Annotated in this window: 17 protein-coding genes; 6 read left to right on the forward strand and 11 right to left on the reverse strand. The window is 63.8% G+C overall.

The genetic code is table 11. The features are described from left to right. On the forward strand, positions 1–214 hold a 214-nt coding region (locus A3A9_RS0126990; protein ID WP_027061418.1), incomplete at its 5' end, for a transposase. Positions 215–533: 319 nt separating this feature from the next. On the opposite strand, the gene A3A9_RS0126995 is transcribed toward A3A9_RS0126990, so the two are convergent. From A3A9_RS0126995 to hisS, 6 genes are all read right to left on the reverse strand, one after another. Further along, positions 534–3,737 (reverse strand): efflux RND transporter permease subunit, encoded by a 3,204-nt coding sequence (locus A3A9_RS0126995; RefSeq protein WP_027061419.1) that lies wholly within the window; start codon positions 3,735–3,737, stop codon positions 534–536. Next, positions 3,734–4,840: an efflux RND transporter periplasmic adaptor subunit gene (locus tag A3A9_RS0127000; RefSeq protein ID WP_051371202.1), complete on the reverse strand. Its 1,107-nt coding sequence runs from the start codon at positions 4,838–4,840 to the stop codon at positions 3,734–3,736. Before A3A9_RS0127000 ends, A3A9_RS0126995 begins: the two co-directional genes overlap by 4 nt. A gap of 615 nt (positions 4,841–5,455) precedes the next feature. Next, the gene (locus A3A9_RS0127005; protein ID WP_027061421.1) at positions 5,456–7,228 is read right to left on the reverse strand and encodes an AMP-binding protein; all 1,773 of its coding nucleotides are present in this window, start codon (positions 7,226–7,228) and stop codon (positions 5,456–5,458) included. Between the two features lie 267 nt (positions 7,229–7,495). Further along, positions 7,496–8,194 (reverse strand): ATP phosphoribosyltransferase, encoded by a 699-nt coding sequence (gene hisG / locus A3A9_RS0127010; RefSeq protein WP_027061422.1) that lies wholly within the window; start codon positions 8,192–8,194, stop codon positions 7,496–7,498. Further along, a complete protein-coding gene (locus A3A9_RS0127015; protein ID WP_027061423.1) occupies positions 8,191–9,312 on the reverse strand; it encodes an ATP phosphoribosyltransferase regulatory subunit in 1,122 nt (373 codons plus the stop codon). The genes hisG and A3A9_RS0127015 overlap by 4 nt, the downstream gene beginning before the upstream one ends. A 178-nt stretch (positions 9,313–9,490) precedes the next feature. Next, positions 9,491–10,996, reverse strand: coding sequence for a histidine--tRNA ligase (gene hisS / locus A3A9_RS0127020; RefSeq protein WP_027061424.1), 1,506 nt, complete (start codon positions 10,994–10,996; stop codon positions 9,491–9,493). Positions 10,997–11,223: 227 nt separating this feature from the next. Between hisS and A3A9_RS0127025 the strand changes: the two genes are divergently transcribed. Beyond that, the gene (locus A3A9_RS0127025; RefSeq protein WP_027061425.1) at positions 11,224–11,475 is read left to right on the forward strand and encodes a hypothetical protein; all 252 of its coding nucleotides are present in this window, start codon (positions 11,224–11,226) and stop codon (positions 11,473–11,475) included. A 4-nt stretch (positions 11,476–11,479) separates the two neighbouring features. Here A3A9_RS0127025 and A3A9_RS0127030 read toward each other — a convergent pair whose 3' ends face one another. Continuing rightward, complete coding sequence (locus A3A9_RS0127030) at positions 11,480–12,118, reverse strand: DNA-3-methyladenine glycosylase I (protein ID WP_027061426.1); 639 nt, start codon at positions 12,116–12,118, stop codon at positions 11,480–11,482. A gap of 214 nt (positions 12,119–12,332) precedes the next feature. On the opposite strand from A3A9_RS0127030, the gene A3A9_RS0127035 reads away from it, so the two are divergent. Both A3A9_RS0127035 and A3A9_RS0127040 read left to right on the forward strand, forming a co-directional pair. Then, positions 12,333–13,076 (forward strand): L,D-transpeptidase, encoded by a 744-nt coding sequence (locus A3A9_RS0127035; protein ID WP_027061427.1) that lies wholly within the window; start codon positions 12,333–12,335, stop codon positions 13,074–13,076. A gap of 269 nt (positions 13,077–13,345) precedes the next feature. After that, positions 13,346–14,266 carry a bifunctional 5,10-methylenetetrahydrofolate dehydrogenase/5,10-methenyltetrahydrofolate cyclohydrolase gene (locus tag A3A9_RS0127040; protein ID WP_027061428.1) on the forward strand — a complete coding sequence of 307 codons (921 nt, stop codon included), beginning with the start codon at positions 13,346–13,348 and terminating at the stop codon, positions 14,264–14,266. 11 nt (positions 14,267–14,277) lie between these two features. Here the strand turns inward: A3A9_RS0127040 and glcF are convergent, their stop codons facing one another. The 4 genes from glcF to A3A9_RS0127060 all read right to left on the reverse strand — a co-directional run bounded on the left by glcF (position 14,278) and on the right by A3A9_RS0127060 (position 19,884). Continuing rightward, positions 14,278–15,603: a glycolate oxidase subunit GlcF gene (glcF, locus tag A3A9_RS0127045; protein ID WP_027061429.1), complete on the reverse strand. Its 1,326-nt coding sequence runs from the start codon at positions 15,601–15,603 to the stop codon at positions 14,278–14,280. A gap of 65 nt (positions 15,604–15,668) precedes the next feature. Beyond that, a complete protein-coding gene (glcE, locus tag A3A9_RS0127050) occupies positions 15,669–16,874 on the reverse strand; it encodes a glycolate oxidase subunit GlcE (RefSeq protein ID WP_027061430.1) in 1,206 nt (401 codons plus the stop codon). A 65-nt stretch (positions 16,875–16,939) separates the two neighbouring features. Beyond that, entirely contained in the window at positions 16,940–18,436 is a 1,497-nt protein-coding gene (locus tag A3A9_RS0127055) for an FAD-linked oxidase C-terminal domain-containing protein (RefSeq protein WP_027061431.1), read from the reverse strand. A gap of 125 nt (positions 18,437–18,561) precedes the next feature. Then, entirely contained in the window at positions 18,562–19,884 is a 1,323-nt protein-coding gene (locus A3A9_RS0127060; protein WP_027061432.1) for a DUF3422 family protein, read from the reverse strand. A gap of 210 nt (positions 19,885–20,094) precedes the next feature. Here A3A9_RS0127060 and A3A9_RS0127065 point away from each other — a divergent pair, with 210 nt between their 5' ends. Both A3A9_RS0127065 and A3A9_RS0127070 read left to right on the forward strand, forming a co-directional pair. Continuing rightward, the gene (locus tag A3A9_RS0127065) at positions 20,095–20,898 is read left to right on the forward strand and encodes an FCD domain-containing protein (RefSeq protein WP_027061433.1); all 804 of its coding nucleotides are present in this window, start codon (positions 20,095–20,097) and stop codon (positions 20,896–20,898) included. 25 nt (positions 20,899–20,923) lie between these two features. Further along, positions 20,924–22,060, forward strand: coding sequence for an alpha-hydroxy acid oxidase (locus tag A3A9_RS0127070; protein WP_027061434.1), 1,137 nt, complete (start codon positions 20,924–20,926; stop codon positions 22,058–22,060). The last annotated feature ends 8 nt before the right edge of the window (positions 22,061–22,068 follow it).

The raw sequence follows: 22,068 nt of genomic DNA on the forward strand, positions 1-22,068 counted from the left end.
GGCCAAGCGCGGCATAGTCGCCTGTATCCCGTCCAAAGCCAACCGCAATCTGCCGATCCCGCACGACACCTTGCTCTACAAAAGCCGCCATAAGATCGAGAACATGTTTGGCAGGCTCAAGGACTGGCGGCGCATCCACACACGCTATGACCGCTGCGCCCACACCTTCATGTCCGCGATCTGCATCGCTGCAACCGTAATCTTCTGGCTCTGATCAATGAGTCCTGAGCCTAGGTCTGCCATGACGTGAACGGTAGCTTTGCGCCTGATCTCGGCCACAGAGATCAGCTTCGCCGCGCCGTGAAAGCAGACATCGCAAAGCGAGGACTCCGAAGGTCGCGGTTGCGCCAAATGTAGTCGTTTGAGAACGACTCGGGCGAATGACCGTTATGGGGGGTTCAAGCGTATAGTCGTAACGGCAGCGACACCAGCCGTCGAGGTTGGGCCGACGTTAGTTCGGACAATCGCCGACCTCGCCTTCGCCAGGAAGGAAGAAACGTCGCCGTTCGCGCGGTCGCGGCGAATTCGTAACCCTACTCGGCGGCCGCCTCCGATGGCGCCTCGGCCGGCCCCGAAGGCTCCGCCTCGGCACGGGGCTTGCGCCGTGAAAACAGCGACCTGAGCGTGACGTAGAACACCGGCGTCAGGAACAAGCCGACGAAGGTGACGCCGAGCATGCCGGAGAACACCGCGGTGCCGAGCGACTGGCGCATTTCCGCGCCCGGGCCCGTTGCGATCATCAGCGGCACGACGCCGAGGATGAACGCGAAGGCGGTCATCAGGATCGGCCGCAGCCTGAGCCGGCAGGCTTCGACGGCAGCCTCGGCGACCGACAGGCCCCGTTCCTGCGCCTGCCGCGCGAATTCGACGATCAGGATCGCGTTCTTGGCGGCAAGCCCGATCAGCACGATGAGGCCGATCTGCACGAGGATGTTGTTGTCCAGCCCTCGCAAAGACACGCCGATCAACGCCGCGAGCACGCCGAGCGGCACCACCAGCACAATGGCGAACGGCAGCACCCAGCTTTCATATTGCGCCGCCAGTGCCAGGAACACGAACAGCACCGACAGTCCGAAGATATAGACAGCGGCATTGCCGGTGTTGCGCTCCTGATAGGCGAGCTCGGTCCATTCATAGGACGTACCGGCCGGCAGCGTCTTTGCCGTGATCCCTTCCATCAATGCCAGCGCCTCGCCCGTGGAAACGCCGGGCGCGGCGTTGCCCTGCAGCGGCACCGAGACATACATATTGTAGCGCTGGACCAGCGCCGGGCCGGTGACGTCGCGAATCTCGATCAACGTGCCGAGCGGAACCAGCGCGCCGGTCGCCGAGCGCACCTTCAGTTTCAAGATGTCGGCGCGATCGAGGCGGAACGCCTGGTCGGCCTGCGCCCGCACCTGGTAGACGCGCCCGAAAGCGTTGAAGTCGTTGACGTAGGCGGTGCCCAAATTGATCGACAGCGTCTCGAAGATGTTGGGGATCGGCACGTTCAGGATGCGCGCCTTGTCGCGATCGATCGCCAGGAAGAATTGCGGGCTCGACGCGGAGAACGTGGTGAACACGCCGGCCAGCCCCGGCGTCTTGTTGGCCTTGCCGGCGATTTCGTAGGCAAGCGCCAGGATCTGCCGCATGTCGGCGCTGTTGCGCTCCTGGATCTGCAGCTTGAAGCCGCCGGCATTGCCGACGCCGCGGATCGGCGGCGGCGGCAGTGCGATAATGAAGGCCTCCTTGATGCTTTGCAGGCTACCGAACAGATTGCCGATGACCTGGGTCGCCGACTGGCCGGCTTTCAGCCGCTCGTCAAATGGCTTAAACCTGGCGAAGATCACGCCCTGGTTGCTGGCGTTAGTGAAGGTCGCGCCGGAGAAGCCGGCGAAGGCGACTGCGTAGTCGACGCCTGGCGTTTTCTGGATGATCTGCGACGCCTGCTGGATGACCGCATCGGTCCTCGACAGCGAGGCGCCGTCCGGCAACTGGACGACGACGATCGCATAGCCCTGGTCGAGCGACGGAATGAAACCGCGCGGCACCGCCTGCACCATGTAGACCGTGGCGCAGATGAGGGACGCGAAAACGGTCAGCATGGCTGCGATCGCTATCCACGAGCGGACCAGCACGCGGATGATGCTCGAATACCAATGGGCGAGCCTGTCGAAGCCGCGATTGAAGCCGTCGGCGAGCGCCCGTCCGAACCGCGCCAGGAAAAAGCGCGACGGCGCCGCCGCGGCGTGATGCGGCTTGAACAGCAGTGCGGCCAGCGCAGGCGAAAGCGTCAGCGAATTGAATGCCGAGATCGCCGTCGACACCGCGATGGTGATCGCAAACTGCAGGTAGAACTGCCCGGAAATGCCGGGGATGAAGGCTGTCGGTATGAACACGGCTATCAGCACCAGCGAGATCGCGATGACCGCCGTTCCGACTTCGTCCATGGTCAGGTGCGCCGCCGGATTGGGTGCCAGCCCTCTTGCGATGTTGCGCTCGACGTTTTCGACCACGACGATCGCATCGTCGACGACGATGCCGATCGCCAGAACGAGGCCGAACAGCGTCAGCATGTTGAGCGAGAAGCCGGCGCCGTAAAGCACCGCCAGCGTGCCGATCAGCGACACGGGGATCGCCACGATCGGCACGACCGCCATGCGCCACGATTGCAGGAAGACGATGATGACGATGATGACCAGCACCATCGCCTCGAGGATCGTCTTGTAGACTTCCCGGATCGACTCGGCGACGAACTCGGTCGGATTGTAGACGATGTCGTAGCTCAATCCCTTCGGGAAGTCTTTGGAAAGCTCCTTCATCTTGTCCTGGATCGCCGCCGCTGCGGCGAGCGCATTGGTGCCCGGCCGCTGGAAGATGGCGAGCGCCACTGCCGGTTTGCCGTTGAGATAGGAGTTGGTGACGTAGTCCTTGGCGCCGAGCTCGATGCGCGCCACGTCCTGCAGCGAGATCAGGCGGCCGTCGTCGGTCGATTTGACGATCACGTATCGGAAGTCGCGTGCGTCGTTGAAACGGCCTTGCGTGGTGACCGTGTACTGGAACGCCGTGCCCATGTTGGTCGGCGGCGCGCCGATCGAGCCGCCCGATACCTGGACGTTCTGGTCGCGCAGCGCCTGCACCACATCGCCCGAGGTCATCCCCAGGGCGGACAGTTTTTCCGGATCGAGCCAGATGCGCAGCGAATATTCACGTTCGCCGAAGATGATGAGGTCGCCGACGCCGTCTAACCTGAGCAGTATGTCGCGCACCCGCGAGCGGGCGTAGTTCGAGACGTAGAGCTGATCGTAGGTATTGTCGGGCGACAGCATGTGCACGACCATCATCAGGTCGGGTGAGCTCTTGGTGGTGGTGATGCCGAGGCGGCGGACTTCTTCGGGCAGGCGCGGCTCGGCGACCGACACGCGGTTCTGCACCAGCACCTGCGCCTGGTCGAGATTGGTGCCCAGCTTGAAGGTGATGGTCAGCGCCATCGCCCCGTCGCCCGACGAATATGACGACATGTAGAGCATGCCCTCGACGCCGTTGATCTCTTGCTCGATCGGCGTTGCTACCGTCGCTGCGACCGTCTCGGCGTCGGCGCCTGGATACTGCGCGCGAACGACGATGGTCGGCGGCGCGATCTCGGGATATTGCGCGACCGGCAGCTGGGTATAGGCAATCCCGCCGAGGATCAGCAGGACGATCGAAACGACCGATGCGAAGATGGGACGGTCGACGAAGAAATGTGCGAACCTCATTGCTGCAACCCGGCGGTCTCGACCTTGGGTGGCAACGTCACCATCTCGACCTTCACCTTGGTGCCGGGCCTGGCGTGCATCAGCCCGTTGACGATGATCGTCTCGTTGCCGGTTAGGCCCGAGCGGATCACCCGGTAGCCGTCGAGGAGCGGGCCGGTGCGCACGGGCTTCGCCGACACCATCCCGGCCTCATCCACCAGGAACACGATGCGGCGATCCTGATCGGCGCCGATCGCCTCGTCGGGCACCAGCACGCCGCCATGCGGCAGCGACCCCGGCACGTTGATGCGCCCGAACATGCCTGGCTGGAGAATGCCGTCGGCGTTGGGAAACCTCGCACGCACCCGCATGGTGCCGGTCGCGTTGTCGATCCGGTTCTCGGCAAAATCGAGCTTGCCTTTGAATACCGCCTCCGCGCGGTCGGCGACGCGAACCGCCACCTCGAGCCCGCCAGCACCTTCCTGCATACTGCCGCCACGCGTCTTCGCGTCGCGGGCGTAGCTGAAATACAAGCGCTCATCGACGTCGAAATAGAAGTCGATCGGATCGCGCGTGACGATGGTCGTCAGCAAGGTGGAATCCGGCTGCACGAGGTTGCCGACCGACACCAGCCGGCGGTCGATGCGGCCGGACAAGGGCGCCTTGATCTCGGTGAATTCCAAGTTCAGGCTGGCCGTCGTCAGCGCAGCCGTCGCGCCCTGCATCTGCGCCTGCGCCGAAAGGTATTCCCGCCGCCGGTCGTCGACCGTCGCGGTTGAGATATTGCCGGTCTTGGCGAGTTCGTCGGCGCGGTCCAGCTGCATCTTGGAGAATTCGAGCAGACTCTGGGCGACGTCCACTTGCGATTTGGCGGCATCATAAGCCGCCTGGTAAGGACGCTGGTCGATGGTGAAGAGCAGGTCGCCCTTGTTGACCAGTGCGCCGTCCTGGAAGCTGACCTTGTCCAGATAGCCGCCGACGCGCGAACGGATGGCGACCTGGTCGACGGCTTCGAAGCGCCCGACGAACTCGTCGTCTTCGACGATTTCACGGACCACCGGTTTGGCCGCCGTCACCACGGGTAGCTGCTGGTCCTGCGCAAACGCGGTGCTGCTGAAAGCCATGCCGAGTAGGAATGCCGCCGACACGGCGGCGCGGGCAAGCCAGCCGGCCGATCGACGGGGTCGCCCGCCTGCGTCGCGATGCAATTGCCCATTCTCGGGGGTGTCCATTTGCGTCCCCACTCGCTAGGACCCGGAGGTCGGTTGATCCGCTTCTACACTCAGGCTTCTCTTCGAGATCAGAGCACTGCAATGTTGTGCATGGCAACATGATCATTTTCCATATGCGCTGAAATGTCCATCCTGTGGCTGCCTCGCCACCGGGCTAGGGCTAGTCGCAACTTAAAGGATTCAGGATTCCTTTGACACACACCGTCAAGCCAAACTCGCCACGCTCGTCACCCGCCTTCAGCCACACCCTGATGACCGATTGGTAGGAGCGTATCACGGCTGAAAGCGTCAAGAGGCAGGTGCTGGCGCAAGGGGGCCGACGCGGCGCCGCAGTTGTTTTCCGGCAACGGCAAGCGACGTCGTTGCGGCCAAGATGGGGCGCCAGCGGAATGGCACCTTTCTCGCTAGGTCGTCCCAGAACCGGACCATCCGCTTCCGGCTCAAATAAGACGTTGGAATTCTGCGCACAGTCTGTCCGCTCCTGGCGCGCAAGGAGGCGCCTCCCCCTCAAGCCGTCTTCTGCACCACCAGCCCCAGCTCCTCCACCATCGCCTGGCGCATCAGGAACTTCTGCGGTTTGCCGGTTACCGTCATCGGCAATTCGGTGCGGAAGCGGATGTGGCGGGGGATTTTGTAGTGGGCGATCTGGCCGGCGCAGAAGTTCTTGATCTCCTGCTCGGTGGCAATCTGGTTGGGTTTGAGCACGATCCAGGCGCACAGCTCCTCGCCATACTTTTGGTCGGGAATGCCGAACACCTGCACTTCCCTGACCTTGGGGTGGCGGTAGAGGAATTCCTCGACCTCCCGGGGATAGACGTTCTCGCCGCCGCGGATGACCATGTCCTTGACGCGGCCGACAATGTTGCAATAGCCCTCGGCGTCGATCGTGGCGAGGTCACCGGTGTGCATCCAGCCGTCGCTGTCGATCGCCTCGTGGGTCTTTTCCTCGTCGTCCCAGTAGCCCTTCATGACGGAATAGCCGCGTGTGCAGAGTTCGCCAGGTGCACCCACGGCGACAGTTGCGCCGTCGGCGTCGATAGCCTTGACCTCGACATGAGGATGGATGCGCCCGACCGTCGAGACGCGCTTTTTCAAGGGATCGTCAACGCCGCTCTGGAAGGAGACCGGGCTGGTCTCGGTCATGCCGTAGGCGATGGTCACTTCAGACATATGCATCAGCGACACCACCTTCTTCATCACCTCGATCGGACATGGCGAGCCGGCCATGATGCCGGTGCGCAGGCTGGAGAGGTCGAAGCTTGCGAAATCCGCATCGTCGAGCATGCCGACGAACATGGTCGGCACGCCGTAGAGCCCGGTGCAGCGCTCCTGCGTCACGGCTTTCAGCGTCGCGCCGGGGTCGAAGCCCTCGCCCGGGAACACCATGGTCGCGCCCTTCGACACGCAGCCCATCGTGCCCATCGACATGCCGAAGCAGTGATAGAGCGGCACCGGGATGCAGAGCCGATCGTCGACGGTGAGCTTGATCGCCGAGGTGACGAAATTGCCATTGTTGACGATGTTGGAATGCGTCAGCGTCGCGCCCTTGGGCGCGCCTGTCGTGCCCGAGGTGAACTGGATGTTGATGGCATCACCGGGCTTCAGCCCTTCGGAAATGCGGTCGAGGCTGTCATGCTCGTCGCGGCCGGCCATGGCCAGCACATCGGCGAAATTGAACATGCCGGGCGAATTGTCCTCGCCCATGCGGATGACGATCTTCAGGTCAGGCAGTTTTTGCGCCTTGAGCTTGCCGGGTGTGGCCTTGGCGATCTCCGGCGCCAGCGTCTCGATCATGCCGAGATAGTCCGAGGTCTTGAATTTGGCGGCTGTCACAAGCGCCTTGCAGCCGACCTTGTTCAGCGCATATTCCAGCTCGGTCAGCCGGTAGGCCGGGTTGATGTTGACCAGGACCAAGCCGATGCGGGCGGTGGCGAACTGCGTCACCAGCCATTCCCAGCGGTTGGGCGACCAGATGCCGACGCGGTCGCCTTTTTCCAAGCCGAGCGCCAGGAAGCCGGCGGCCAGTGCATCCACCGTGTCGGACAGTTCGCTCCAGGTGAAGCGCTTGTCCTGGCCGACGAAGACGGCGGCATCCTGCGTGGCGTATTTGCTGGCGGTGTCGGAAAAGAGCGCGGGGATTGTCTTGTCGAGCAGCGGCGGCGTGCGCTCGCCGGAGACATGCGCCTTGCCATCGACGGGTGCGATAAAGACGCCGCCGGCGCGCGCGCCGCGGCTACGCAGATTGGTGGCGTTCTTGAGCTCGTCGAGATTGATCGCCATCGCCGTCTCCTCCCGGGATAAGCCAACCTATCAGCCCGGCGGAAAGGTGGAAACCCGCCGATAGAGTTGAAGGATAAGAAGGCCCCCTCACCCGGATTGCCAACCGAATTGCAAGAGCAATTCGGGGCAACCCGACCTCTCCCCGAGGGGAGACGAGGCGCCAGCGTTGACGCAAGCCTCTTCTCCCCTCGGGGAGAAGGTGGACGTGAAGCGGCCGGATGAGGGGGCCTCTCACACGCCATAGCGCTGCCCTCGAGGGAGGGATTGCTATGCGACCGCCGCGCCCATCTTCGCAGCGATGTCGCGCACGAGCGCCTCATCCGCCGCCGCACGCGTCTTCTTCGACGCCACAAGGCAGGCCTGCGACTTCAGCACGACGCCGTCGCCCAGCACCTTGAGATGGTTGGCGCGCAGCGTCGAGCCCGACGAGGTGATGTCGACGATGACATCGGCAAGCCCGGCCGCGGGCGCGCCTTCGGTGGCGCCCAAGCTCTCGACGATGCGATAGACTTGGATGCCGTGTTTTTGCGAAAAGAATTGCTGGGTCAGCCGCCAGTATTTGGTGGCGATGCGCAGCCGCCTGCCATGGCGCTGACGGAAATCGGCGGCGACATCATCGAGATCGGCCATGGTGTCGACATCGAGCCAGATCTCCGGCACCGCCACCACGACATCGGCATGGCCGAAGCCGAGACGGGCAACAATCTCGGCGCGGGTCTCCCAGTCGGCGAGATTGTCCCGCACCAGATCCTCGCCGGTGATGCCGAGATCGACCGCGCCCTGGCCGATCTCGCCCGCTATTTCGGAAGCCGACAGGAAGGCGACCTCGACAGTGTCCAGGCCTTCGACGCGGGCGTGATATTTGCGCTCGTCACCCGGCAAGCTGATGGCGAGGCCAGCCTTGGCCAGCACCTCCAGCGCCTGCTCCTTCAGCCTGCCCTTCGACGGGATCGCCAGCGTGATCATGGTGCCGTCTCCCGCAACGCCTCGATGCGGTCGAGCCAGACGGAAAAACCGACGCCGGGGATGGCTGTCTTGGCGCCAAGCAGGGTCAGCAGCCGGTCGTAACGACCGCCGCCGGCCAAAGGACGCTCGCCGTCTTGCACCGCGATTTCGAAGACCACGCCGGTGTAGTAGTCGAGCGGCCGGCCGAAGGCGGCGTCGTAGCGGATCTTTGCCGCCGGCAAGCCATGTGCCTCGATCGCCCTGGCGCGGGCCGCGAACTTCTCCAGCGCCGCACCCAGCGATAGCCCGGCACCGGTCGCAAAGGTCTCCAGCGCCTGCGCCGCACCATCCAGCGGCACGTCGATCGCCAGAAAATTCTTCAGCGCCGGGAAGGCCTCGTTCGACAGTCGCACACTGCGCAGCTCGGCTTTCTCGATCAATCGCCGCGCAATGTCCGATGGCGAGCGCCCGCCGGAGGCCGACAGGCCGGCCTCCTCCATGCCACCGGCGATGTGGGCGGAAAGCCCTTCGAGATCGCCGTCAAGCACAAGGGTGGCGACTTCGCCGGAAAGCTGGCTGTTGCGCGGCGGGTTGGCAAGATCGGCGAGTGCCGCCTGCAGCATCGGCGCCGAGCCGAAGGCGCGCGCCAGCCGCATGCGCCAGCCACGCGGCAGGCCAAGGGCGGCGAGCACGGCTTCGAAAATGGTCTGGTCGCCAAGCGTGATCGCCAGCGGCTGGCCAGGCAGCACCAGCGCCAGCAGCGCATGCGCGTCGGCCACCGAGCGGGCATCGGCTTGCGCCGTGTCGCGATCGCCGAGATCCTCGATACCGGCCTGGAAGAATTCATTGCCGCCCTCGCGGCGCTGGCGAAACACCTCGCCCAAATAGGAATAACGGCGCGGCGTGCCGGCCTGCGAACTTATGTGGTCGAGGCAGACCGGAATGGTGAATTCCGGCCGCAAACACAGTGTCTGCCCGGTCTCGCTTTCCGTGAGGAAGATGCGGCGGCGCAGATCCTCGCCGGCCATGTCGAGGAACGGGTCGGCCGGCTGCAGGATGGCGACCTCGACCGCATGGGTGTTGCGCGTGGCGAAGAGGCTGGTGATGTCGGCTGATATTGTGGGGTAGCGGGAGGTCATGGAGAGGTTGGGCGCGAGGCCCCCCCCTCTGGCCTGCCGGCCATCTCCCCTTCAAGGGGGGAGATCAGCAGCTTAAAACGCAGCGCCTTTTCCAGAACGTTGAAGATTGGCGAAGGCATACGCGACATTCGATCTCCCCCCTTGAGGGGGAGATGGCCGGCAGGCCAGAGGGGGGTGTTCAAGCGCCACCTTTCGCGCGATCAGCTGTCTGCGCCGCCAGAATCTTCTTCACCTCGGCGACCAATTCACTTTCCGCCACCGTCACCTGTGCCGGGCGCGCCGCCCGCCACTCCGCGTTGTCGGTGATTTCAGCCGACATGCGCGCGCCTTCGATCAAATCCTTGATCTGCAGCTCGCCCTTGGCGCGCTCGTCGCCGCCCTGGATGATTGCGACCGGGCAGTTGCGGCGGTCGGCATATTTGAGCTGCGCCTTCATGCCGGCGCCGCCGAGATACATTTCGGAGCGGATGCCGGCGGCGCGCAGTTCGCCGACCATTTTCTGGTAGCGGCCGAGGCTATCGGTGTCCTTGTCCATCACCAGCACGACGACCGGCGCGATCACATCGGTGCTGTCGAGCTTGCCGAGGTTCTTCAGCGCCGTCATCAGCCTCGAAACGCCGATGGAGAACCCCGTTGCCGGCACCGGTTCGCCACGAAAGCGGGAAACAAGGCCGTCATAGCGGCCACCGCCACCAACCGAGCCGAAGCGCACGATCTGGCCGTCCTCATTGGGGATTTCGGCCAGCAGTTCGGCCTCGAGGACGGGGCCAGTGTAATATTCGAGGCCGCGCACAACTGAGCGGTCCATGGCGATGCGATCTTCATCGTATCCCGCCGCCCGGACCAGGGCTTCGATTGTCGCGAGTTCGCCGACGCCTTCCTGATAGGTCGCGTTCGAACTGACCATGGAATCCTGACCGGTTTGTGTATTCCTCGCCGTAGCGAGAAGAACCGCCTCGGCCTGCCCGTTGTTCAGTCCGGCGCCCTTGGCGAAGTCGCCCTCGCCTTCCTTGCCGCCATCCCAGCGCCCCGGGCCGAGCAGAAGCTTCACGCCTTCCGGCCCAAGCTTGTCCAGCTTGTCGATCGCGCGCAGCACCGTCAGCCGGCGTCCGGCGTTCTCCTCGCCGCCAAGGCCGATCGCCTCCAGCACGCCGTCCAGCACCTTGCGGTTGTTGACGCGGATGACGTAGTCGCCGCGCTTGATGCCGAGCGCTTCCATCACGTCGGCCATCATCATCGCCATCTCGGCATCAGCGGCGACGCCGGGCGTGCCGATCGTGTCGGCGTCGAACTGCATGAACTGGCGGAAGCGGCCGGGGCCGGGCTTCTCGTTGCGGAACACCCAGCCGGAGCGGTAGCTGCGATAGGGTTTTGGCAGGCGTTCGTAATTCTCGGCGACAAAGCGGGCCGTCGGCGCGGTCAGGTCGTAGCGCAACGACAGCCACTGGTCGTCATCGTCCTGGAAGGAGAAAACGCCTTCATTCGGCCGGTCCTGGTCGGGCAGGAATTTGCCGAGCGCATCGGTGTATTCGATCAGCGGCTGGTCGGCCGGTTCGAAACCATAGAGCTCATAGACCGAGCGGATCGTCGCCATCATCTTCTCGACGGCGCGGATGTCCTCGGCGCTGCGGTCGGCAAAACCGCGCGGCAGCCGCGCTTTCGTCTTTTCCGATTTGTCGGCCATGAGATGAGCACCCGGTGTTTCTTGACGTTGCGTGGACAGGAAATTCCCATTCCGCAGCGCGCGTTTCCTAACCGATGCAGCCCGGAGCGGCAAGTGTCGGCCCCCAGCACCACCCGAACTTCCTTGAAACAAAAACGCACCGAAAATGAAACAATCCCGCCATGAGCGCGGCATCGTGCCGACACAATCTCGGCCGATATAGCACAGGACTTGAAGGGGTTCGGGACATGACCAGCGCAGCAAAATTCCATGCCAACAGCGATGCCGGCGAATTGCCTGCGCGGCTGCGCCCGGCGGACACCCATGCGCCGAAAATGGTTGGCCAGGCTGCCGGACCATTCGACGTACCTGAAGACACCGGCAAGGGGTCTTCCCTGCGCGACGCCCTGGTGACCGGCCTGCTGGTGATCTATCCGACGGTCGCCACGGTGGCTGCGATCGTCGCCGGGCTGTTCCTGGCCAGCACCAACGGCACCTGAGACCTCACTTCGGCCGTTTGAACGCCTTCCGTTCCTTCTCGACCTCTTTTCGGCAGACGCAGCCTTCGAGATGGTCGTTGACCAGCCCCATGGCCTGCATGAAGGCGTAGACCGTGGTCGGACCGACAAAACTCCAGCCGCGCTTTTTCAATTCCTTCGAAATCCGGGTCGAAACCGCCGTCGTCGGGTTGGCGCGCAGATGGGCGAGATCAACGACCTTGGGCCGCTCCTCCTTGCCGGGTTCGAACTTCCAGAACCAGGCCGCCAGCGAGCCGAACTCGTCGACCATCTCGCGGGCTCGCCTGGCGTTGTTGATGGTCGAGACGATCTTGCCGCGATGGCGGATGATGCCGGCATTGCCGAGCAGGCGCTCGACATCCTTGTCGGTGAAGGCGGCGACCTTGTCGTAGTCGAAGCCGGCGAAGGCCTCGCGAAAATTCTCGCGCTTGCGCAGGATGGTCAGCCACGACAGGCCCGATTGAAAGCCTTCGAGGCAGATCTTTTCGAACAGCCTGCGGTCGTCGGCCATCGGCCGGCCCCATTCATGATCATGGTAGTGCAGATAGTCGGGCAGATTGCCGTGCCAGAAGCAGCGCGCGACACCGTCGGGACCGGCGAGCAGGCCGGTGTTTTCATTGCTCATTCGCAAAAATCCATCCGTTAATGCGCTTTGCGCTGTATTTACCGCGGCTTTACCAGATTCCTGAACCCGGCGGTAACCACACCAAAAGGTTTACTGACAGAACCGCATTTTACGCATTCCGATTCATGTTTCGGTTGCTGCTTGCGCGCCAATGATCGCTGAACCGGAGCATCGTTTCCACCCGGTTTTGTCAGACGATCAAGGTGCGTTCCCGATGAAGAGAGTCTTGTTTTCCGTGCTCGGCGCCGCGGCTGTGTTTGCCGGCGTCACGCCTTCCGCCGCTGGCGACCGCTATGCCGACAGGCCGCCTGTAATGGTAAGCCCCGATCTATCCGCTCCCTGGGTGCTGCAGCTTGGCCGGGCGCCCGGCATCGTGCGGCAGAACCGTCAAATCGTGCAGCAACAGCCGCGCCTGCGCACCGCGCAACCGGCGCAGCCAGACCGTTTGCAGACGGCGGCCGTGCAGGCACCAGCCAAGCGCATGGTCATGCGTCCGCAGATCAACCCGATCTACCTGCCGCAGGAAGTCGCTTATGACGGCACGCAGAAGCCGGGCACGATCGTCATCGACACGACGCAGAATTTCCTGTTTCTCATCGAGAAGAACGGCAAGGCGCGGCGCTATGGCGTCGGCACCGGCAAGCCTGGCTTCGAGTGGTCGGGCACGCACAAGATCACCAACAAGCGCGAGTGGCCGGACTGGCGTCCGCCAGCGGAGATGATCAAGCGCGAAGCCGCCAAGGGGCGCTATCTGCCGACCTATCTGGCCGGCGGCATGGAGAACCCGCTCGGTGCGCGTGCGCTCTATCTCGGCACGACCGAGTACCGTATCCACGGCACCAACCAGCCGTGGACCATCGGTGGCGCGGTGTCGTCGGGCTGCATCCGCATGCGCAACGAAGACGTGGTCGATCTCTATGAACGGGTCAATGTCGGAACCACGGTCGAAGTGATATAAGAGCTGTAACGAATCACTTGGCCGGCAAAGCATTGAGCTTTTCGGAGCCAGTCTAAGGGATAACGGGGGACGGGCCGTATGGGGATGCGGTCAGTCAGGAAGGGCAGTGCGGGAAGCCGTGCTGCCCTTTCCGTTTTCGAGCAGAGCTCAGCCCAGTAGAGGCCAGACTGCGCCCGAACGTCGCGCCAGAGGCATGGCGGTTCGCTTTCGTGCTGCCATTTTCGTTGTTCTTTGCTATGTCGGCGCCAACAAGACCAACGAGTTCACCAATGTCCCTGTCCGAAGATAGCCGCTACCTGAAGGGCGGCCCGGTTGCCCAGCGCATAATCGCTGCCGTACGCGATGATGCGGCAATCGCAAAAGCAGAAGGTTTTCCGCCCAAGCTGATCTCGATCACCGTCGGCGACACCGCTGCGGTTGACGTCTATGTGCGCAACCAGCGCGCCAAGGCCCAGCTCGCCGGCATCGACTTCGAGGAGCGGCGTTTTCCTGCCACCATCACCGCAGGCGAACTGGAAGCAGCCATCCACGGGCTGAACGCCGATCCGCGCGTCACCGGCATCATCATCCAGCGGCCTGTTCCCGCCCATATTCCGATCAGGACGCTGCAGGCGGCCGTCCATCCGCTCAAGGATGTCGAGGGCATGCATCCGGCCTCGATCGGCAACATCGTCTACAACCAGTTGGATCTGGCGCCCTGTACGGCGGCGGCTTCGGTCGAATTGCTCAAGGAAACTGGGCTCAGCCTCAAGGGACTGGAAGTCGTCATCGTCGGCCATTCGGAAATTGTTGGGAAGCCGATCGCCTTCCTGCTGATGAGCGAAGGCGCGACGGTGACGGTCTGCCACCACATGACGCGCTCGGTCGCCGCCCATGCGCGGCGCGCCGATGCGCTGTTCGTTGCGATCGGCAAGCCGCGGCTGATCAAGGCCGACATGGTGAAGCCCGGTGCCGCCGTCATCGACATCGGCATCAATTCCGAGATCGGACCAGACGGCACGAGCCGCATCGTCGGCGATGTCGACACAGAGAGCGTGCGCGAGGTCGCCTCCTGGATCACGCCGGTGCCGGGCGGTGTCGGCCCGATCACGGTGGCGATCCTGCTGCGCAACACGATGGTGGCGCTCAGCCGCCAGCGCGCGCTCTACGAGGCGACATATGGCTCGGCGGACAGGCTGGCGGCCGAGTAGGCCGGGCCGCCTTACTCTGCGGCGACCAGGCTTTCGTCCCGAACGCCTTCCGGTTTCGGCCCGCCATAAGCCCAGTCGAGCAGCTTGATCGTGTGCACGACAGGCAGCTTCGCGACTGATGCAATCTGGGTGATGCAGCCGATGTTACCGGTGGCGACGATCGAAGCCCCCGTCGCCTCGATGTTCCTCACCTTGCGATCGCGCAGTTTTGCCGAAATCTCGGATTGCAGGATGTTGTAGGTGCCGGCTGAACCGCAGCACAGATGACCCTCGCGCGGCTCGCGCACGATGAAGCCTGCCTTGGACAGCAATTCTTTCGGCTGGCGGGTGATCTTCTGGCCATGCTGCATGGAGCAGGCCGAGTGATAGGCGACGATCGTGCCGGGCTTGCGCACCGGTTCGGGCAAGTCAAAAGCGGCCAAATATTCGGTGATGTCCTTGGCCAGCGCCGAGACGCGTGCGGCCTTGTCGGCATAGGCCGGATCGAGCCGCAGCATGAAGCCATAATCCTTGATCGTCGTGCCGCAGCCGGAAGCGGTAATGATGATGGCATCGAGCCCGCCTTGGTCGATGGCGCGCGTCCAGGCGTCGACATTCTGCCTGGCAGAGGCGAGCGCTGCCTGTTCCCGCCCCATATGGTGCACCAGCGCGCCGCAGCAGCCCTCGCCCGGCGGCACCACTACCTCGACGCCGAGGCGTGTGAGCAGCGAGATGGTCGTGTCGTTGATGGCGGGATCGAGCACCGATTGCGCGCAGCCGGTGAGGATGGCGACGCGTCCCTTTTTGGCCCCCTGTCCGGCATAGATGCCGGGCGAGGACATCGCCGAGGCTGCCGGGATCGATGCCGGCGCGAGCTTGAGCATCGCGCCAAGCGGCTTTAGCGCCGCGACCTTTTCGAGGAGGCCAATGAACGGCTTTCCCAGTTTCGCCAATTTGAGCGCGGCGCGAAAACGCTGGGGATAAGGCAGCACATAGGCCAGCATGGCGCGGATCCATCGGTCTAACAGCGGGCGCTTGTAGGTCTCCTGGATATGGGCGCGGGCATGGTCCACCAAGTGCATATAGTTGACGCCCGACGGACAGGTGGTCATGCAGGCCAGGCACGACAGGCAGCGGTCGATATGGGTGACGATCTCCTTGTCGGCGGGGCGGCCATTCTCCAGCATATCCTTGATCAGGTAGATGCGGCCACGCGGCGAATCCAACTCGTTGCCCAATGTCACATAGGTCGGGCAGGTTGCGGTGCAGAAGCCGCAATGCACGCATTTGCGCAGGATCTTTTCCGATTCCGCAACATGCGGATCGGCAAGCTGGGCAAGGGAAAAATTGGTCTGCATCGCTGACGCTCTGTTTAGACGCAATTCCTGTAGGAAAACCGTTTCACACTTTTCCTGGAATTGCTCTAGGCCATGCGGCCGGGATTGAGGATGTTCTTCGGGTCGAATTCCTGCTTCAGCCGCTGGCTGAGCGCGGCAAGCGCCGGCGGCTGCGGCTCGAACACCGGCAACGCGGCGCGATGGGCGGGTGCGGCGCGCACGAGCGTCGCATGGCCGCCGCCATGTTTTCGCAGCAGCCCGCGCAGCAAGGCGGCTTCGGGATCGCCCTCTTCCATGCGCAGCCACACCAGCCCGCCCTGCCAGTCATAGAAGGCGCTGACGGCAGCCTGCATGCGCAGTGTCAGGACCATCTGGTGACCCTGGGAAGGGGTCATCGACACGCGCCAGACCGGTTTTTCGGTGCCGTCCGCGAACGGCCTGACATCGCGCACATCGCGCCAGATCAGTTTCGCAGCTTCGCTAGAAATTTCCTCCAACGGCCCGGCCTTGCCGAGCAGCGTCTTCAGCGCTGCGATGCGATAAGCGACGGAGGGGCCAAAACCTTCGACGCGCAGCAAAGTGGCGGCTTCGCTGCCGAGCGCGCCGCCGGCGACACGCGCGGCAATGCGCTCCGGCAGATGCGCGGCGCTCGACACTTCGGCACTGGAGCCGAGTGCCAGCGCCATGGCAGCGGCGGCCGCATCGTCAAGCAAGCCACGGATGGCCAGCGTGACTTCAGTCTCGGCGGCAGGCAGCACCTTGAAGGTAACGTCGGTGAACACGGCCAGCGTGCCCCAACTGTTGGCCATCAGCTTCGACATGTCATAGCCGGTGACGTTCTTGACCACGCGGCCGCCGGATTTGAAGGCCTCGCCCCGGCCAGACACGACATTGATACCAAGGATATGGTCGCGCGCGGCGCCCGCCTTCAGCCGGCGCGGGCCGGAGAGGTTGGCGCTAAGCACGCCACCGATCGTGCCCTTGCCCGGCTCGCCACCGAGCAGCGGGCCATAATCCATCGGCTCGAACGCCAGCTGCTGACCGTTTTCCGCCAGCAGCTTTTCGATCTCGGCCAGCGGCGTGCCGGCCTTCGCCGAAAGGACCAGCTCGGCGGGCTCGTAAAGGGTCACGCCGGTGAGGTTCGACAGGTCGAGCGTGTGCTCTGTCTGCAACGGACGGCCGATGCCGCGCTTGGAGCCGTGACCAAGGATCTCGAGCGGCGCCTCTTCCGCCACCGCCCAGGCGACGGCGGACAGGACTTCGTCCGATGTGGTTGGGGTGAAAGTCGTCATTGGCGTGACATGCCCCTTGCAAGTGCAGAGACGTCGAGTTCCTTCACAAGCGCCAACTTAGCCACTCAAAACCTCGGAATATCCGGAAACGCCACCTGCCCCCGGTGCACATGCATGCGCCCAAGCTCGGCGCAGCGGCGCAGTTGCGGGAACACCTTTCCCGGGTTGAGCAGGTGGTTGGGATCGAAGGCACATTTGACGCGCATCTGCTGGTCGAGATCGACCTGGTTGAACATTTCCGGCATCAGGTCGCGCTTCTCGACGCCGACGCCATGCTCGCCGGTCAAGACACCGCCGACCTTGACGCAGAGCCGCAATATGTCGGCGCCAAAACTCTCGGCCTTGTCGAGTTCGCCGGGCACATTGGCATCGTAGAGGATCAGCGGGTGCAGATTGCCGTCGCCGGCGTGGAAGACATTGGCGACGCCCAGACCATATTTTTCCGACAGTTCGCGCATGCCGGCCAGCACGCGCGGCAGTTCCTTGCGGGGAATGGTGCCGTCCATGCAGTAATAGTCGGGCGAGATGCGGCCGACCGCCGGAAAGGCCGCCTTGCGGCCAGCCCAAAAACTCAGCCGCTCCTGCTCGGATTGCGAAATGCGGCAGGTGGTGGAACCGTTGCTTATGGCGATCGCCTCGACCGCGGTGATGAGATGATCGACCTCGACGCCCGGCCCGTCGAGTTCGACGATCAGCAAGGCCTCGACATCCAGGGGATAGCCGGCATGAACGAAATCCTCGGCGGCATGGATCGCCGGCCGGTCCATCATCTCCATGCCGCCGGGAATGATGCCGGCGCCGATAATGTCGGCGACGCATTGGCCGCCCTGCTCGCTGGTCGGAAAGCCGATCAGCAGAGCGCGTGCTGTCTCCGGCTTTTTCAGGATGCGGACGGTGACCTCGGTGACGACGCCGAGCAGGCCTTCCGAACCGGTCATGACGCCGAGCAGGTCGTAGCCTTCGGCATCGAGATGGCTCCCGCCCAAGCGCACCACCTCGCCGCCCATCAACACCATCTCGATGCCGAGCACATTGTTGGCGGTGAGGCCGTATTTCAGGCAGTGCACGCCGCCGGAATTTTCCGCGACATTGCCGCCGATCGAGCAGGCGATCTGGGAGGATGGATCGGGGGCGTAATAGAAGCCTTCCTGCTCGACGGCTGACGTGATGCCGAGATTGGTGACGCCTGGCTGGGCAACCACAACGCGATTGGGGAAGTCGATCGCCAGAATGCGGTTGAAGCGGCTCATGACCAGCAGCACCGCGTCCTCGAGTGGCAACGCGCCGCCCGACAGCGAGGTGCCGGAGCCGCGCGGCACGACGCGGATGTTGCGGTCGTTGCAGTATTTCAGAACCCGGGAGACCTGGGCCACCGTTTCGGGCAGCACGACGACCAGCGGCAATTGCCGATAGGCGGTCAGGCCATCGCTTTCGAAGGCGCGCATCTGATTGGTCGCGTCAACGACGCCCTCGCCCGGCACGATGATGCGCATGTCGGCAACGATCTCGTCGCGTCGGCGCAGCGTGGCGTCATCTGGCTTCGGCATGGCAAGACCGGACATCGGCAGCCTCATTTTGCTTGACTGGTCAAAATCTTTTACCAGTGAAGCGCGCTGCTTGCAAATGCCGCGGCGGTGCAGTGTATCACTCGGCCGCCCGGACAAGCTTCCGCAGCGGCAATCTGCCGCTATTCGCCTGGATGCTTGGCCGGTTCGGAATGCATCCGGCGCACGCGGCGCACGCCCCACCAGACCAGCAGCATGGCGACCGGCACGGAGGCGGCGGTGACGACTTCCGGCGCGAAGGCATGGCCGAAGATCGAGGCGCCCTCGGCGACATAGCCTATGAGGCCGACGACGTAGTAGGAGACGGCGGCGACCGAGAGGCCTTCGACGGTCTGCTGCAGGCGCAGTTGCAGGCGGGCGCGGTTGTTCATCGAGGCGAGCAGGTCGCGGTTCTGCTTCTCGACCTCGACGTCGACCCAGGTGCGCAGCAGCGTCGTGGCGCGGGTCAGTTTGCGCGACAGATTGGCCTGCCGCTCCTCGACCGAGCGACAGGTGCGCATGGCCGGTGCGACGCGGCGCTGCAAGAACCCACCCCAGGTGTCGTAGCCGGGCACGGCCTCTTCCTCCAGCGCTTCCAACCGCTCGACGACGATGCCGTCATAGGCACGGCTGGCGCCAAAACGGTAGAGGCTGGAGGCGGCATCCGCTTCCAGCTCGGCGGCAAGCTCAGTCAGGTCCGCGAGCAGCGTCTGGCTGTCGCGGGTCGATGCGACCTTCATTTCCAGCGTGGTCTGCGCCAGCCTGTCCTCAATGCGGCGCGCACGGCCCGACAAGGTCAGCGCCAGCGGCAGGCCGAGCATGGCCAGCGTGCGATAGGTTTCGATGTCAATCAACCGCTGCGACAACGCTCCGGTGCGGGCCGGCGTCAGGCCACGATCAAGCACCAGGATGCGGGTCATGCCATCGCCGTCCTGGCGAAAATCGGTGACGATGGCCGCATTACCGCGCTCGACCACCGAGTAGCAAAGGCTGGTCGGGTCGAAAGCGGCGATCAGCCGCTCGCTTGTCTGCGTCCACTTTCGGATTTCGAGCCGAATGCCGGAGATGACGGTACCCGGCGGCGAAAAGCCGTTGCCGAACGGCGTATCCTCCTGCGTCCTGCCGCTTTCGGAAAGCGGGCCTTCCCACAGATAGGTCGAGAACTCGGTATGCCGCTCCCAGCGCAGCGAGCCCTTGCCCCATTTCATGGCATGGTGGCGAGCCTGGCGGTCGGGTGCAGCGATGCCGAGGCGCCGCGATAGTTCCGAAAGCACCGCATGGTCGACGCCCGAGCCGCCCTCGGTCATGAAGGCAAGCTGTACCAGGACGCGCGGCTTTTCGATCAGCGGATGCGGCCTTGCATGGACCTCGCCCAGCGCACCGGGCCGGCCCTCATGCGCGGGGAAACCCATGACGCTGCCCTTGGCACGCGGCTGGAATTCGAGATTGGACGGGTCGTCTGACACGGCTTGTCCCCCGGGTTTCTCTAGACCCTCTTACGTTCGCGTCCCTCTAGGGCCAATCGCCTGATGACGCAAACAGCAAAGTTTAGCCGAAGATGATATTGCGCCGGGCGGCAAAACCGACCCGCTTCGAGCAATTGGATAAATAATTTGACCAGTTGGCGACGCAGGCTTTATCCTGCCCGACACCGGTTCAATTCCCAGGCGCACCTGTTGAGCGACATTTTTTCCAGGATCGAGCATTCTCGCACCGCCGACGAGGTAGTGCAGCAGATCGAGAGCCTCATCCTCGAAGGCGTGCTGCGTACCGGCGACCGGCTGCCGGGCGAGCGCGAACTGGCGCGCCAGTTCGACGTCTCACGGCCGATCCTGCGCGATGCGCTGAAGGCACTGGAAGGGCGTGGCCTTTTGACAACCAAGGCCGGCGGCGGCACGCATGTCGCCGACATTATCGGCCAGCTGTTCACCAAGCCGGTGGCGGACCTGATCTCGACGCATCGCAAGGCGGTCGCCGATTATCTGGAGTATCGCCGCGAGATCGAAGGCGTGGCCGCAGAATATGCGGCGCGGCGTGCCACGCCGGAGGACCTTGCGCTGCTCGACCGCATCACGGCGCGCATGGACGACGCCCATCGCACCGGCGATTTCGACGACGAGGCCGAAATCGACGTCGAGTTCCATCACGCAATCTGCGAATGCGCGCATAACATCCTGCTCCTGCACACGCTGCGCTCCTGCTACCGGCTTTTGTCGGAAGGCGTGTTCCAGAACCGGCTGCTGGTGTTCACCGTGCCCGGGGCGCGCGAGGCGCTGCTGGCGCAGCACAAGGCAATCCATGAAGCGGTCAAGGCCGGCGATCCCGCCGCTGCCCGGCAAGCGGCGATGGACCACATGATCTATGTCGAGCGCTCAATGGCCGAAGCCGAGCGCAGCGGCGACTGGCAACGCGTGTCGCGGCTGAGGTTGCGGCAGCGTTCGGAAGCCGGCGACACCGAACCAGCACGCAGACGCTCTTAATTATTTCGATCAAGCGGGGACCACCATGGGCGACATTCTCACCATTGCAGACCTCAAGGATCTCGCCCGCCGGCGCGTGCCCAAGATGTTCTTCGACTATGCCGATTCCGGCGCCTGGACCGAGAGCACCTATCGCGCCAACGAGGAGGACTTCCAGAAGATCAAGTTCCGCCAGCGCGTGTTGGTCGACATGAGCAACCGTTCGCTGGAATCGACCATGATCGGCCAGAAAGTGTCGATGCCGGTGGCGCTGGCGCCGACCGGCCTGACCGGCATGCAGCACGCCGATGGCGAGATGCTGGCGGCGCAGGCGGCCGAGGAGTTCGGCGTGCCTTTCACCCTGTCGACAATGAGCATCTGCTCGATCGAGGATGTCGCCTCGGCGACGAAGAAACCTTTCTGGTTCCAGCTCTATGTGCTGCGCGACAAGGATTTCGTGCTCAATCTGATCGATCGGGCGAAAGCAGCGAAGTGCTCGGCGCTGGTGCTGACGCTCGACCTGCAGATCCTCGGCCAGCGTCACAAGGACATTCGCAACGGGCTTTCGGCGCCGCCCAAGATGACGCTGGCCAACATCATCGACCTGGCCAGCAAGCCGCGCTGGTGCCTAGGTATAGCCGGTACCAAGCGCCGCACCTTCCGCAACATTGTCGGCCACGCCAAGGGCGTCGGCGACGTCTCGTCGCTCGGTTCATGGACGACGGAGCAGTTCGACCCGCAACTCTCGTGGAAAGATGTCGCCTGGATCAAGGAGCGCTGGGGCGGCAAGCTGATCCTGAAGGGCATACTCGACAAGGAGGATGCGCTGATGGCGGTCAAGACGGGCGCCGACGCGATCGTGGTTTCCAACCATGGCGGGCGCCAGCTCGACGGCGCGTCGTCCTCGATCATGGCGCTGGAAGAGATCGCGGACGCGGTCGGCGACCAGATCGAGGTCCATATGGATGGCGGCATCCGTTCCGGCCAGGACGTGCTGAAGGCGCTCTGCCTCGGCGCCAAGGGCACCTATATCGGCCGGCCGTTCCTTTACGGCCTCGGCGCGCTCGGCAAGGAAGGGGTTACCAAAGCGTTGGAAATCATCCGCAAGGAGATGGACATCACGCTGGCGCTGTGCGGAAAGCGTCTGGTCACCGAGATGGGCAAGGATCAGCTCCGGCGCTAAGTCCGTGA

Origin of the sequence: Mesorhizobium loti CJ3sym, from assembly GCF_000472785.1 — a bacterium.
Classification (GTDB): Bacteria; Pseudomonadota; Alphaproteobacteria; order Rhizobiales; family Rhizobiaceae; genus Mesorhizobium; species Mesorhizobium loti_E.

What these genes read in the sequence shown, in the direction of transcription:
- A3A9_RS0127040 (WP_027061428.1), top strand. Translation starts at nt 13,346, where the DNA reads ATGTCCCTGTCCGAAGATAGCCGCTACCTGAAGGGCGGCCCGGTTGCC.
- A3A9_RS0127030 (WP_027061426.1), bottom strand. Translation starts at nt 12,118, where the DNA reads ATGAGCAATGAAAACACCGGCCTGCTCGCCGGTCCCGACGGTGTCGCG.
- A3A9_RS0127070 (WP_027061434.1), top strand. Translation starts at nt 20,924, where the DNA reads ATGGGCGACATTCTCACCATTGCAGACCTCAAGGATCTCGCCCGCCGG.
- A3A9_RS0127000 (WP_051371202.1), bottom strand. Translation starts at nt 4,840, where the DNA reads ATGGCTTTCAGCAGCACCGCGTTTGCGCAGGACCAGCAGCTACCCGTG.
- A3A9_RS0127055 (WP_027061431.1), bottom strand. Translation starts at nt 18,436, where the DNA reads ATGTCCGGTCTTGCCATGCCGAAGCCAGATGACGCCACGCTGCGCCGA.
- hisG (WP_027061422.1), bottom strand. Translation starts at nt 8,194, where the DNA reads ATGATCACGCTGGCGATCCCGTCGAAGGGCAGGCTGAAGGAGCAGGCG.
- A3A9_RS0127015 (WP_027061423.1), bottom strand. Translation starts at nt 9,312, where the DNA reads ATGACCTCCCGCTACCCCACAATATCAGCCGACATCACCAGCCTCTTC.
- hisS (WP_027061424.1), bottom strand. Translation starts at nt 10,996, where the DNA reads ATGGCCGACAAATCGGAAAAGACGAAAGCGCGGCTGCCGCGCGGTTTT.
- glcE (WP_027061430.1), bottom strand. Translation starts at nt 16,874, where the DNA reads ATGACGACTTTCACCCCAACCACATCGGACGAAGTCCTGTCCGCCGTC.
- glcF (WP_027061429.1), bottom strand. Translation starts at nt 15,603, where the DNA reads ATGCAGACCAATTTTTCCCTTGCCCAGCTTGCCGATCCGCATGTTGCG.
- A3A9_RS0127035 (WP_027061427.1), top strand. Translation starts at nt 12,333, where the DNA reads ATGAAGAGAGTCTTGTTTTCCGTGCTCGGCGCCGCGGCTGTGTTTGCC.
- A3A9_RS0127005 (WP_027061421.1), bottom strand. Translation starts at nt 7,228, where the DNA reads ATGGCGATCAATCTCGACGAGCTCAAGAACGCCACCAATCTGCGTAGC.
- A3A9_RS0127025 (WP_027061425.1), top strand. Translation starts at nt 11,224, where the DNA reads ATGACCAGCGCAGCAAAATTCCATGCCAACAGCGATGCCGGCGAATTG.
- A3A9_RS0126995 (WP_027061419.1), bottom strand. Translation starts at nt 3,737, where the DNA reads ATGAGGTTCGCACATTTCTTCGTCGACCGTCCCATCTTCGCATCGGTC.